The sequence below is a fragment of the Chitinophaga sp. genome (assembly GCF_036569185.1).
In the GTDB taxonomy this organism is placed as follows: Bacteria; Bacteroidota; Bacteroidia; order Chitinophagales; family Chitinophagaceae; genus Chitinophaga.
Window position 1 is genome coordinate 1 of sequence record NZ_DATCRD010000398.1, and the last position, 13,013, is coordinate 13,013.

General features: G+C 45.5%; 11 protein-coding genes. 5 read left to right on the forward strand and 6 right to left on the reverse strand.

Translation table 11 applies throughout. The annotated features are described in order from the left end of the window. The first annotated feature begins 98 nt into the window (after positions 1-98). Positions 99-497 (forward strand): alternative ribosome rescue aminoacyl-tRNA hydrolase ArfB, encoded by a 399-nt coding sequence (gene arfB, locus VIM72_RS30070; protein WP_414649068.1) that lies wholly within the window; start codon positions 99-101, stop codon positions 495-497. An 89-nt stretch (positions 498-586) separates the two neighbouring features. Continuing rightward, positions 587-2,122, forward strand: coding sequence for a polysaccharide biosynthesis C-terminal domain-containing protein (locus tag VIM72_RS30075; protein ID WP_332006499.1), 1,536 nt, complete (start codon positions 587-589; stop codon positions 2,120-2,122). A 1-nt stretch (position 2,123) separates the two neighbouring features. On the opposite strand, the gene VIM72_RS30080 is transcribed toward VIM72_RS30075, so the two are convergent. Further along, positions 2,124-2,765 (reverse strand): MBL fold metallo-hydrolase, encoded by a 642-nt coding sequence (locus VIM72_RS30080; protein ID WP_332006500.1) that lies wholly within the window; start codon positions 2,763-2,765, stop codon positions 2,124-2,126. Positions 2,766-2,826: 61 nt separating this feature from the next. Here VIM72_RS30080 and VIM72_RS30085 point away from each other — a divergent pair, with 61 nt between their 5' ends. Continuing rightward, complete coding sequence (locus tag VIM72_RS30085; RefSeq protein ID WP_332006501.1) at positions 2,827-6,231, forward strand: hypothetical protein; 3,405 nt, start codon at positions 2,827-2,829, stop codon at positions 6,229-6,231. Positions 6,232-6,520: 289 nt separating this feature from the next. Here VIM72_RS30085 and VIM72_RS30090 read toward each other — a convergent pair whose 3' ends face one another. The 5 genes from VIM72_RS30090 to VIM72_RS30110 are packed head-to-tail and all read right to left on the reverse strand — an operon-like array spanning position 6,521 to position 9,893. Further along, the gene (locus VIM72_RS30090) at positions 6,521-7,192 is read right to left on the reverse strand and encodes a DUF1361 domain-containing protein (RefSeq protein WP_332006502.1); all 672 of its coding nucleotides are present in this window, start codon (positions 7,190-7,192) and stop codon (positions 6,521-6,523) included. 18 nt (positions 7,193-7,210) lie between these two features. Further along, the gene (locus VIM72_RS30095; protein WP_332006503.1) at positions 7,211-7,573 is read right to left on the reverse strand and encodes a diacylglycerol kinase family protein; all 363 of its coding nucleotides are present in this window, start codon (positions 7,571-7,573) and stop codon (positions 7,211-7,213) included. 8 nt (positions 7,574-7,581) lie between these two features. Beyond that, a complete protein-coding gene (gene creD / locus VIM72_RS30100) occupies positions 7,582-8,895 on the reverse strand; it encodes a cell envelope integrity protein CreD (RefSeq protein WP_332006504.1) in 1,314 nt (437 codons plus the stop codon). 54 nt (positions 8,896-8,949) lie between these two features. After that, entirely contained in the window at positions 8,950-9,246 is a 297-nt protein-coding gene (locus tag VIM72_RS30105) for a transcriptional regulator (RefSeq protein WP_332006505.1), read from the reverse strand. A gap of 8 nt (positions 9,247-9,254) precedes the next feature. Beyond that, positions 9,255-9,893: a hypothetical protein gene (locus VIM72_RS30110; RefSeq protein ID WP_332006506.1), complete on the reverse strand. Its 639-nt coding sequence runs from the start codon at positions 9,891-9,893 to the stop codon at positions 9,255-9,257. Between the two features lie 135 nt (positions 9,894-10,028). Between VIM72_RS30110 and VIM72_RS30115 the strand changes: the two genes are divergently transcribed. Beyond that, positions 10,029-12,536 (forward strand): DUF5686 family protein, encoded by a 2,508-nt coding sequence (locus VIM72_RS30115; protein WP_332006507.1) that lies wholly within the window; start codon positions 10,029-10,031, stop codon positions 12,534-12,536. A 10-nt stretch (positions 12,537-12,546) separates the two neighbouring features. Then, a complete protein-coding gene (locus tag VIM72_RS30120) occupies positions 12,547-12,936 on the forward strand; it encodes a hypothetical protein (RefSeq protein WP_332006508.1) in 390 nt (129 codons plus the stop codon). Positions 12,937-13,013 lie beyond the last annotated feature (77 nt).

The following is a 13,013-nucleotide window of genomic DNA, read 5'->3' on the forward strand; positions in this document are numbered from 1 at the left end:
GCAGGAAACTACGGCTTATAGTAAAAACAGTGCTATTCCCCGTAGTTTTAATAAATTGCCCTTCCTAAGGCATCTTTTATATTATAAATTAAGATAAAATGAATATTAATGTGTCCGCTGAGATCACATTCCGTACTGCCCGCAGCGGTGGCAGTGGGGGGCAAAATGTGAATAAGGTGGAAACCATGGTAGAAGGTTACTTTGACATAATGGCTTCTGCCCTGTTAACCCAGGAGCAAAAAACAGTGGTGATGGAGCGGTTATCGAACCGCATCAATGCCGACGGCCTGTTACAGGTAAAGTCTCAAACGGAACGCACCCAGCTGGGCAACAAGCAGGAAGTGATTTCCAAAATGAATGAACTGATCAGCAAGGCCCTCATTCCCCGCAAAAAGAGAGTGCCCACGCGTCCATCCAAAGCGGCAAGGGAGAGAAGGATGGAATCCAAAAAGAGGCAGTCCGACAAAAAGCAGCAGAGAAGGGGAGGATTTGAATAGGCCGCCTGCAGCGGTTAAGCGCCCGTTTCTTCCATAAATCCGCAATTCGTAACCCGTAATTCGTAATTTGCGTCAAAATATTTTGGGAATTGAGTATCAAGAACCTGGCAGGACAAACGGTATTTTACGGATTAAGTAATATAGTGAGCAAACTGCTCAATTATTTCCTTACGCCCTTTTATCTGACCATCTTAACCCGTGCTTCTTTCGGGGAGATGTCTAACGTATATGCCTATATCCCGTTTGCCAATATTGTGCTCACCTATGGTATGGAAACGGCTTTCTTCCGTTTCGCAAAAAAAGAGAACCAGGCGCATGTGCTGGGCACTTCTACCATTTCCCTGTTGCTTTCTACCATCAGCATCACTGTTTTGCTGTTGCTGCTGCGATCGCCGGTCATTAATTCCTACGCCGGGGAACTGGCGGGCCTTACAGGGCATCCCACCTACTACACTTACGTGGTGCTGCTGATGGGCTTTGATGCGCTCACAGCCATTCCTTTTGCGCAATTGCGCCTGGAAGGGCGGCCGGTAAGATATGCCGCCATTCGTATAGCCGGTATAGTTACCACTATCTTTTTCAATATTTTCTTCCTGGTGATCTGTCCTAAACTATATGCTGCCGGGCATCACTGGTTGCCGGACCTGCAAAGCGGCAGCGACCAGACGGGCTATATTTACCTGAGCAATATGCTGGGCAGCGCCCTCACACTGGTGCTGTTCCTCCCCCAGATACGTAAAATAGAATGGAAATTTGATGCCGTGCTATGGAAACAAATGATGCATTATGCCCTTCCACTGATCATAGTGGGCATGGCAGGCATGGTAAATGAAACATTCGACAGGGCCTGGTTCCTGCCCCAGTTCCTGCCCGGTGATGATATGGACGCAAAAAAGGAGATCATTGCCCTTTACAGCGCCAACTACAAACTGGCCATTCTCATCACCATGTTCATACAGGCATTCCGGTTAGGAGCGGAGCCTTTTTTCTTTAAGCAGGCGGAGAGCGGGGACCCGAGGAAAATGTATGCCCGGATCATGAAGCTGTTTGTGATCATGCTTTGCTTTATGTTCCTGTTTGTAAGTCTTTACCTGAATGTCTGGAAGGCATTCCTGCGGGTACCTTTCTATTACCAGGGCATGCGTATTGTGCCGGTATTGCTGCTGGCCAATATGTTCCTGGGCATTTATTACAACCTTACTATCTGGTTTAAGCTCACCGACCGTACCAAAACAGGTGCGGTAATTACCATCATCACCGCCGTGCTGGCCTTCCTGCTCAATTACTGGTGGATCCCGGTAATGGGCTACTATGGTGCTGCGCTGGCCACCATGGTATGCTATTTTATACAGATGGTGATCTGCTATGTATTGGGGCAGAAGTATTACCCCATTCCTTATCATCTTCCCAAATTAATTACCTATACAGGGCTGGCTACCGGCATTTACTACCTGTTCAGCTGGCTCAATGCGGTGGTGCTGTCGCCTAAAGATATCTATGCCCTCAAGCCCCTTCCCCTCGCAGTGGCAACCGCTTTCTTTGCGGCCTATGCCTGGTTTATTTTCCGGATGGAGAAGAAGGAGTTTGCCCGGTTACCTGTGATCGGGAAATTTATTAAAGTATAAACTACGCTGCCAGGAAAGGGTTGTGCTTTTTCTCAAAACCTATAGTAGTGGCGGGCCCGTGACCAGGGAATACCCTCACCTCATCCGGTAATACAAACAGCTGTTCCCGGATAGTTTTCAGCAGGGTAGCATGATTACCGCCCGGAAGATCCGTACGGCCAATGCTCTGGTAAAACAATACATCACCGCCTATCACGAAATGCTGACCGGGGCAATAGAAAGCTACGCTACCCGGAGAATGGCCAGGGGTAAACAATACCGTTAGTTCATCGGTACCAAAAAGGATCTTTTCTCCTTCCGCCAGGTAGCGGCCTGCTTCCGGGGAGGGATCAAAAGGAATATTGTACATCCCTGCCGCCCGCTGGGAATTATCCAGTACAGGCTGTTCCAGCTCATGAAACTCAGGACGTACTTTATACGTATCTGATACCAGTTTATTACCGAATATATGATCAAAGTGGCAGTGGGTATTCAATAATCTTATAACATTTAACCCCTGCGTTTGTATATATTGTAATAATTCTTTTCTTTCGTCCTGAAAATAACACCCTGGGTCTATAATTATACATTCCTTTTTTCCGTTAATAAGCAGGAAAGTGTTTTCTTGTAGGGGACCAAAAGTGAATTGTTGTATTTCAATCATTGTAACCCGATTTTTTTAGGCTAATTTTAAAACAGATCACAATATTATCAATACTTTCTGTATGAACAGATTTATTACCAGGTTATTATTCCACGGTACCCTATTACTTGGAACGATAGTATCCCAGGCCCAGACCAATACAGTAGAATTCGGACAAAATCGTGTGCAGTTCAAGAACTTTAAATGGAGATACTATCAGAGCCGCCATTTCAACACCTATTTCGCCCAGAACGGGCTGGAACTAGGTAAGTATGCGGCACAGGTAGCCGAAAAGGAATTACCCCAGCTGGAACAGTTCATGGAATCAAACCCCAGGCAGCGTATTAATATTGTGGTTTACAACTCTTTCGGGGAAATGAAACAATCCAATATCGGGATTGGTATAGACTGGCAGAATACAGGAGGGGTCACCAAACTGGTGGGCAACAAAATGATCGTTTACTTTGATGGTAACCATGAGAATCTCCGCCGCCAGATCCGGCAGGGGATTGCCCGTATTATGCTGGAAACATTGCTGTTTGGGGAAGATATCGGCGAATTTGCCGGTAATGCCGCCCTGATCGACTTCCCGAAATGGTTCACCGACGGCTTTATTGGCTATGCCGCTGAAAACTGGACCGCCAAACAGGACGAAGAACTGAAACTCATCATCATGTCGGGCAAGTACAGCAACTTCAATGCCCTTGCCTACGATCATACCCTCCTGGCTGGCCAGGCCTTCTGGTACTACGTGGAAAGCAAATACGGAAAAGATGCCGTACCTTACCTGATGTATATCACCCGTATCAACCGCGGGCTGAAAAAAGGATTTGAACAGGTGCTTAACAAAACACCTAAAAATGCCACCAAGGATTTCTTTGTATTTTACCAGAAAAGATTCCAGGAAGATAACCGCAGAAGGAAAACTTCCGCCAAAGGCCGCACTATCGTAGCCCAGGAAATTACCCCTAAAGCCGATTACTACCGGTTCAACCCGAATCCTAAAAATAATTCCTACGCTGTAGTCCAGTTCCGGAAAGGCGTATACAGGGTACAGATCCAGCTTGGCTGGAACAAGCCCAAAGTGTTGCTGCATAGCGGCGTGATGCAACTGGCCAACCAGGTAGATCCGAACTACCCGCAGATGGCATGGAACACAAAAGGTAACCGGCTGGCGGTGGTGTACGAACATGAAGGCAAGACCAAACTGATGATCTATGACCTTATCACCCGTACGACTATACGCCAGGAGCTACCGCAGTTCGACCGGGTCATAGACTTTAAATACATGCCTGTGCAGGAAAACACCCTGTTGCTCTCTGCCGTAAAAAACGGGCATACCGATATCTTTACCTACAACATCAGCAATTCCAAAACAGACCAGATCACCAACGACGTGTATGATGACCTGGACCCTTCTTTTGCCGCCTTCCCCGGCAAAAGCGGTATCCTTTACTCCTCCAACAGGCCCGGCCCTAAAGGAAGGGGAAGCGATACCTCGCTGATGAACAGGCCATTCAATATATTTATGGTCGACAACTGGAACAGGAGCTCTGAAAAGCAGATCACCCAGCTGACCGACCTGCAGTATGGCAATGCCAAACTGCCTATGCAGTACAATACCACTCACTTTACCTTTGTTTCTGATGCCAACGGTATCCGTAACCGTTATGCCGGCTTCTTCAAATCGCAGGCCGATGGCGTGGATTCCCTTTTCTATGTGGGCTCGGAAATACTCCATAACCCCGACCAGGAAGAACTGGATTCTACCCTGGCCGCCTATGGCTCTACAGCTCCCGATTCTGTGGAGGCTGTAACTATCACCAAAGATTCTACTTACACGTTCCCTATCTCCAATTATCCCTATGGTATCCAGGAATCAAGGATCACCGGTGAAAAAGGAGAAGTATCAGAAGTGGTACAGTATGCAGATATCAAACGCCTGATGAAACTGAAAGTAGACACCGTGGTGTTGAAAAAAAGGAATATAACGGCAAAAAACACCAATTTCAGGAAAGCGCAGATGCATGCAGACAGTTTACGTTTAGGCCTGCCTACCTACCTGGCGCCAACAAAAGATACGTCTACGCATCCTAACTTCTTCCAGAATGAATTTGGTAATGAGCCGGCTGATACCTCCACGGCTATCACGGCAAATGAGCCTGCGCTGTTTGAAAAAAGAAAAGAGGAAGAATCGATCCTCAAGAAATCGAAACTGTTCCCTTATAAATTCAAATTTGCTTCCGATTACCTGATCCTGCAACTGGACAACTCTATCCTGGTAAATAAATACCAGCCATTTACAGGTCCGCCAACCGGCCCTATCCGCCTTACCGACCCGGTAAACGGGTTAATCCGCATTGGTGTGAGCGACCTGTTTGAAGACCTGAAATTCAATGGGGGCTTCCGTATCCCATCGTCCCTGCAGGGCTCTGAGTATTTCTTCTCAGCCAGTTACCTGAAGAAACGTTTTGACTATAAATTTACTTACTACCGTAAAGTAGATAAGAACAACGGGTTTTCTATCCGTGATCAGTTTGGCCAGGATTCGGCATTTATTCCTGCCAAAATGATCACCAACATTTACCAGGGGGAAATGCGGTATCCTTTTGACCAGGTGAGGAGCATCCGGTTATCTGCCGGCATCCGTACAGACAAGCTGGTGATGCAGGCGGTAGATAAACCATCCCTGATAAACCAGGATTACAAGGAAACCTACGCATTAATGCGCCTGGAGTATGTGTACGATAATACCATCAACCCGGCTATTAATATCTGGAATGGCACCCGTTATAAAATTTACGGGGAAACCAATGCGCAGCTTACCAACGGCGGATTGAACGAGCTGTTTAACCCGGGTCTTTCTGCGGCAGCACAGGGCAGGTTTACCTATAACATGGGAGTGGACATCCGTCACTATGAAAAAATTTACCGCAACTTTATATGGGCTACCCGCTTCGCGATGGATATGTCGTGGGGAACCCGTAAACTACTGTATTATCTGGGTGGTATTGACAACTGGCTGAACCCGCAGATCAATACCAGGAACCCTGTAAACCTCAGTGAAAATTATGCTTTCCAGACTTTGGCCGGTAACCTGCGTGGCTACAAGCAGAATGCAAGAAATGGTAATAACGTGATGTTGCTGAACACAGAGCTCCGTTTGCCGGTGTTTGCCACATTCATCGACAAACCCATTAACTCTGCTTTCCTGCGCAATTTCCAGGTAACATCCTTTATTGATATCGGTACCGCATGGAATAAAAAACTGAGCTTTAAAGACGCCAACTATACTACCTATGACGATGGACAGGGTATAACCACCCGTATCAAAGAAGGCTTCCTCGGGCCGTTTGTAGGTGGTTATGGTTTTGGTGCGCGTACCACTATTGCCGGCTACTTCCTCCGCGCTGATGCGGGCTGGCCTGCTGTAGCGTTTTTCAGAGGCAGCCCGATATGGTACTTCGGCATGGGGGTTGACTTCTAAGCGTGATTAGCGCCTTCGGCGCTTTTAAATTGTCTTGGAGCAGGATTACGCTGATTATACTGATTTGTCTGATTTTATTTTCTGGGATTTTATAAAATGATTAAGGGAGATAGAAGTGAGTATTTACTTCTATCTCCCTTAATTTTTTAGAATCAAATATGATCAATCAAAAATCAAAATCAAAAACAAAAACAAAAACAAAAACAAAATCAAAAATCAAAAATCAGACAAATCAGTATAATCAGCGTAATCCTGCTCCAAGACAATTTAAAAGCGCCGAAGGCGCTAACTACGCATGTTGTTTCTTCACCAGCGGGTACATTAAGCTCAGGAATATTCCCATACAGATAGTGAAAGCCCAGGCATGACGGTTTTCCACGGGATGCAGGAAAATATCCTTCATATCGCCCAGCAGGGTGAGCGGATCTTTCACAATATCCCAGCTGTTGTAACGTAAATACCTGCCTATATATACGCCCATTCCGCAGAGGAACATCACCGGGAAAGTAAACAACCATGCCGGCCAGCGGCTATGACGGTTACTCCACATTTTCTCCATGCTACGGATAGACATATACCCGAACATCATACCATTCCAGGCAAAGGAAAAAATGACAAACAGGTCGAACCAAAGCGGCACGCCACCATCAAACAGGTGGAACAGATCCGTAAGAATGTAAGGAGCGTTGGGAATAAACAGCAGCCATACAATGAAGCAGCCGTACCAGTTATACCGGTTCTTTACCTGCTCCGGATGCTTCTCCATCCAGCCGGTAATGGCAAAAGGAATAAAGGCCAGAAAAAGGTTCCAGATGAGCGATACCCGCAAATAACTACCGGTATGCATTACACGGAAAAACAGCAACGCCATACTGAACAGCACAGAAGTATACAGGGTGTATTGGTGCCGCGACCGGCCTATACGGTGTTGTAATAATCGGAAGGTTCTCTTCAATTCCATATGGTTACTTTTAGATAATTAAAAAATATAGGGAATAAACACGACAGCCCCTATAATAGCGGCTCCAATGGCCGCTACCAGTACTGCGCCGGCAGCAACATCCTTAATGAATTTCACTTTAGGATGCAATTCCGGCGAAAGGTGGTCCATTATTTTTTCTATCACTGTATTTATCATCTCTGTGATCCACACCAGTGTAATGGCGAGGAGGATCCAGATCCATTCCGGCGTTGCTATTTTATACCAGCAACCGGCTGCCACCACCACTATGGTAGCAAGGGCATGAATACGCGCATGCGGCTCACTGCGCAGAAAAGCGGCAATACCATTGAATGCGTATCCGAAGCTGGCCAACCGTTTGCTGATATATGAATTTCCCATGTTAGTTTTTATTGGATACTGGTATTTTTTTGTCCTAACTTATCCCACTTGATGGTGGTACTGAAGTACATGATCAGGGCCAGGATAATAAAGAGCCCTAAGCTTCCCATCAGCAACGCCTGGTCTTCTGCACTGATAATCACATAAATGAATCCATAAAGAATAGTAAGTGTAGCCCCTATGCCCGATGCAATACGAATACTTTTGAAGGCAGCAGCCGTATATGCAATAATCAGACCTATTGTGAGCACACTGGCAACCAGGTAAGCCATAGTAAAGTTAATTTGTTCTGAAATAGAGATGAGCAGGGTATAAAAAATAACAAGGGCGAGCCCTATGAGGGCATACTGCAATGGATGAAGGGCGCGGCGCTGTGATAACTCAATAAAATAGAAGACAAAAAAGGTTAACCCAATGATCATAATGGCATACTTTACGGCGCGCATAGACATCTGGTAGCTTTCTGCCGGCATAAATAACCTGATCCCGAAATCAGCGGAATGAATATTGAACTTTTTGCCTTCCCAGCTTTGGGGATAATTGCGGTTCAGGTGCTGTATCTGCCAGGTGGCAGCGAAGCCTTTATCGTCTACCCTGCGGGTTTTAGGGGGAAAGGCCTCATCAAAGCCCGGGTCTGTCCAGCTGGAATTGATACCTACCATAGTGGTTTTGCCAACGGGAGAGAAGCTGATCCTGCCGGAGCCTTTTATTCCCAGCTCCAGTGAAAAGCTACCTCCCAGGGCGCCTGTGTCGCGGGGATTAATGGATACCGGTGTTTGAATACCGCTGTCAAACAGGTCGTTGCTCACGAGCCCCGGGTTAAACGCATAATTTTTACCATTCCACATCATTTGTACCTGGTTGCCAATGCCACGCAGATCGCTGATGCCAATGAGTAATGATGCGTGTTCCCAATCCAGGGCGGAAGGAGGGAGATTAAGCGCCAGCAATTCATTACTGTTAAAGGTGCCGCTCAGCTGCAGCCTTGCATTATAAACAGCTACATTAAAAATACCGCGGTGCAGTTTCTCCGGCAGCAGCTCCCCGTTGATCTTCAGGTTTTCCGGCAGGAGATACGCATAAGTGCTTTCTCCTTTATACGGAATGGCGAGCACCGGTCCGGTAATATTCTGCTCGCCGCCCCAGCGGCTGCTGATTTCCTGGGTGGCTTCTTTTTGCCTGTCGCGGCGCTCCCAGATGATGTTTTGAATCAAAGCGGCGGGGACGAACAGCACCATCGTCAGTACAAAAATGATAACCGCTTTAATAGCGTAGGCGTAACGGTCGAAGAAAGAAGGGGATTCGTTTGTTGAAGGTTCCATGTTTTTTGTTTTTAGAAAGTACTTTGTATTTCAAAGTAATAAGACAAAAAAAATTTATTTAGTGAATCTGATCATGTGTTCAAGCGCTGCGAGATGGCCTTTAAATGCCTTCTCGCCCGCTGCGGTAATAGCATAGGTGGTATTGGTTTTGCGGCCAATAAAACCTTTATGCACTTTGAGATAGCCGTTTTCCTCCAACGTATTGAGATGCGACGCCAGGTTACCATCCGTTACTTCCAGCATCTGTTTAAGATCGTTGAAATTAACTTCTTCGTTCACCATCAATACACTCATAACGCCCAGGCGTATACGGCTCTCGAAAATCTTATTTAAGTTACCTATCGGGTTCATGCGATTGATTAAACTGTCCCTTTCCTTTCATATTTCCACCACATCAGCGCTCCGTAAATGATGTGCAGTAAACCGAAACCTATGGCCCAAAAATAAAGCCCCTGCCTCAAATAGAAAAGATTAAGTATACCGAGAATAGCTTCACAGATGCCCAGGTACTTCACATCCGGCAATGTATACTTACTGGCATTAATAATTGCCAACCCGTAAAACACCAGGCAGGTAGGAGCTACCAGCACTTCCAGGTGATTATATAACAAACCCGCTATAAATGCGCCGCCTGCCGCCAAAGGAATGGCTGTATTGATCAGCACCTTCCTTGATGTCAGGTCCCAGATGGGTAAATTATTCTTCCTCGCTTTCCGCCAGGTAAAAAAAGTGCCCCCAATAAGCGCAGCTGCTAATACAGTGAACCCCAAAACAATTAAACGGAATTTCAGCTCCAGGAAATCTGAATGACTATGTATCCCGGTGGAATTCCACCTGAAATAATATTCATTCAGCCAGGTATTGGCAATAAATGCCCCAACCAGGCCAAAAACGCCGGCAGAAATGCCGCTTAACCCGCTCAGCGAAATGAAACGGCTGCTACGCTCCATCATCCGCTTAATATCCGTTAATGCCTCCAGATGTTGTTGATCTGCCATACAGAAAAGTACTTTGCATTACAAAGTTAAAATAAAAATTTGATTCACAAAATATAATTTTTTGTTATAACTGCGTTACCTATAGGATACTGACTGTCCAGAATAGCGATAAATACTATAATATTGTTGTCAGATATGGTTGGCTGGAAAAGAATATTAGCAATAATCATCGGCGTAAGCGGTTGGGGTTCGGGTTTGATGGCGCAGCAGTACAAGGTTAGTGGAGTGGTCAGAGATGCGCACTCACAGGAAATCATTCCGTTCGCCACTCTTCAGTTTGTACATACCCAAACAGGTATGGTTAGCAATGCGGAAGGGAAATACCTGTTCGAACTAAATGTTATCCCATCAGATTCATTGCTGGTCAGGGTAATGGGATACAACATCCTTAAACTGCCGGTAAGCAAAGAGCAAAAGGAACAGGTCATCAACTTCGAGGTAACCCGCTCAGATGTTTCCCTGAAAACATACGAGGTAAAAGCGAACGTAAACTGGGCGCTGATCCTTCTCAAACAGATCATCAAGCATAAACCGGAGAATAATTATAATCGCCTCGACAATTACAAATACGAGGTGTATAATAAACTGGAGCTGGATATGAAGAATCTCAACAAGGAGAAACTCGGCAAAAACCGCTTCACTAAACCGTTTGCGTTTATTCTTGATAATATAGACAGTACGTCTGAAGACAAACCTTTTCTGCCCATTTTCCTTACGGAATCATTATCGGATTACTACTTCCAGTCGAGCCCACGCAAAACAAAAGAAATAATCAAGGCAGCCCGCACATCAGGGATAGATAATGAAAGCGTTACCAAATTCCTGGGAGGAATGTACCAGAATGTAAATATCTATGATAATTTCATCCCGGTATTTGATAAACAGTTTGTAAGCCCTATTCATCATAATGGCGCCTTCTATTACGATTACTCCATTGCTGATACACAGTATATCAACAGCCAGCGCTTCATCAAACTAAACTTCACGCCTAAACGTAAAGGGGAGAATACTTTTATCGGCGATATCTGGGTACATGATACCACTTACGCAGTGCAGAAAACAACGCTGTCCGTACCCCGGGACGCTAATATTAATTTTGTCCGTAAAATCAGTATGGTCCAGGAATTCCGGCAACTGGCCGACAGCTCCTGGTTCCTCTATAAAGATAAATTCATTGCCGATTTCTGGGCGCCAAGTCCAAAGCCCGGCAAAACGTTTGATTTTATAGGCCGTAAAACCACGACTTACGATGACGTAATTACGAATGATACCGCTGCCACCAACATCTTCAGTAATAAAAAATACCCTGAAAATGTAGTAGTACTGGATAGCGCAAGGGCAAGGAAAGATGATTTCTGGATGGACAACCGCCCGGAAAATCTCAGTAAAAACGAAGAAGGCATTTACAAAATGGTGGATACGCTCCAAAAAATGCCGCTGTTCCGGAGTTACTCCAATACCATCCGCTTCCTGGCCACCGGCTATAAACCTTTCGGGCCCATTGAATGGGGACCTTACTATTACCTGTTTTCCCAAAACAGACTGGAAGGATTCCGGTTGCGGCTGGACCTCGGTACCACTCCCAAGTTCAACAAGGATCTTTACCTGTATGGCTACCTGGCCTATGGCTTCTCCGATCATGTGTATAAAGGCAAAATGTCTGCCCTGTGGCTGCTGAAAAGACATCCGCGTACTTACCTGTATGCCTCTTACACTAAAGACCTCGACAATGGTACTCACTACTACGATGAAGTAGGTACAGATAATATCTTTACCCTGGCCATCCGTAAAAGTGGCGTACCACAGAAATTTTTAATGGTAGATGAAAAACGATTTGAGTTTTTCAAAGAATACTACAGCGGTTTCTCTCACCAGATTTCGCTGGTACACAAACAGGTAAGGCCATTTGAACCATTGCCTACTGCTGCATTTTATCCTAAGGCGCCCGATGGGCGTGATCCGCTGACCAACATGGAAGTAGAGGTAAAATTCCGTTACGCCTTCCACGAACAGTTCCTGGAAGGAAATTATTACCGGATCAGTCTTGGCAGTAAATATCCCATCGCAGAACTGAAATTGGCCGCCGGTATACCTGGCGTTGCCAACAGCGGGCAAAAATATCAGCGTGTTTCACTCAGCGTGTCTGACTATGTAAAACTGCCGCCTTTCGGCTCCTTCTACTATAATGTTTTTGGTGGTAAAATTTTTGGTACCGTGCCGTATACTTCGCTCGAAGTACATCCTGGCAACGAAATTTACTACTACAACAAATATGCGTTCAACATGATGAACCGCTTCGAATTCATCAGTGATCAATACGCCGGGTTTAATGTGGAGCATACCATTGGCAATGGTATTTTTGGTTATATCCCACTGATTAAAAAGCTGAAATGGCGCCAGTTCTGGACCGCCAAAGGAGTGATAGGCTCATTATCTGAATCCAACAAGCAACTGAACCTTAACAACGGTTTCGCATTCAAAACCTTACAGGGCGATCCGTATCTCGAACTGGGCACCGGTATAGAAAATATCTTTAAATTCCTGCGGGTAGATTTTATCTGGAGAGTAACACCGGATGTAACACCGGGAGAACCTGCCAACAAACGTTTTGGTGTATTCGGTAGTTTCAAATTACAGTTTTAACCAGCCGTTCATGAAAGATGTAACTCATACGCCGCTATTTGAAAGCATCCTGCGGGGAGAGATAGATGGTAATGTTTACGATCTGGAAAACGATTATCAATGCATCAAAATGCACCTGGATGGTGCAGAGAAAAAATTGCAGTTAAGATTCATTAATGATGACTATAAGATCATCGTGGAGTTTCATCAGGCAACTATTACCTGCTTCACTATATTGCCGGAAAAAAGCGGTGGTACTTCGCTATCGGGCTTTTACCGCGGACAGTTTAAATACAACAACAACCTTCACGAAATAACTGCACAGGGCAAGTACTATTACTACTTATCTTTCCTCGGGAACGATGCCATTGAGCTGTTTGCCAAACGGGTTACCCTTACTTTCAGCCGGCTGAATTCCTGATTGATAGTAAGCAATCCTTACTATATATTATCTGCTGCTTCGCAGATAATGCTGCAGGCCCATTTAATTTCTTCGGG

Bases quoted from the DNA above. Each gene is read 5' to 3' on its own strand.
- VIM72_RS30105 (WP_332006505.1), bottom strand. From the start codon at position 9,246: ATGAACCCGATAGGTAACTTAAATAAGATTTTCGAGAGCCGTATACGC.
- VIM72_RS30095 (WP_332006503.1), bottom strand. From the start codon at position 7,573: ATGGGAAATTCATATATCAGCAAACGGTTGGCCAGCTTCGGATACGCA.
- VIM72_RS30115 (WP_332006507.1), top strand. From the start codon at position 10,029: ATGGTTGGCTGGAAAAGAATATTAGCAATAATCATCGGCGTAAGCGGT.
- VIM72_RS30080 (WP_332006500.1), bottom strand. From the start codon at position 2,765: ATGATTGAAATACAACAATTCACTTTTGGTCCCCTACAAGAAAACACT.
- VIM72_RS30085 (WP_332006501.1), top strand. From the start codon at position 2,827: ATGAACAGATTTATTACCAGGTTATTATTCCACGGTACCCTATTACTT.
- creD (WP_332006504.1), bottom strand. From the start codon at position 8,895: ATGGAACCTTCAACAAACGAATCCCCTTCTTTCTTCGACCGTTACGCC.
- arfB (WP_414649068.1), top strand. From the start codon at position 99: ATGAATATTAATGTGTCCGCTGAGATCACATTCCGTACTGCCCGCAGC.
- VIM72_RS30110 (WP_332006506.1), bottom strand. From the start codon at position 9,893: ATGGCAGATCAACAACATCTGGAGGCATTAACGGATATTAAGCGGATG.
- VIM72_RS30090 (WP_332006502.1), bottom strand. From the start codon at position 7,192: ATGGAATTGAAGAGAACCTTCCGATTATTACAACACCGTATAGGCCGG.
- VIM72_RS30120 (WP_332006508.1), top strand. From the start codon at position 12,547: ATGAAAGATGTAACTCATACGCCGCTATTTGAAAGCATCCTGCGGGGA.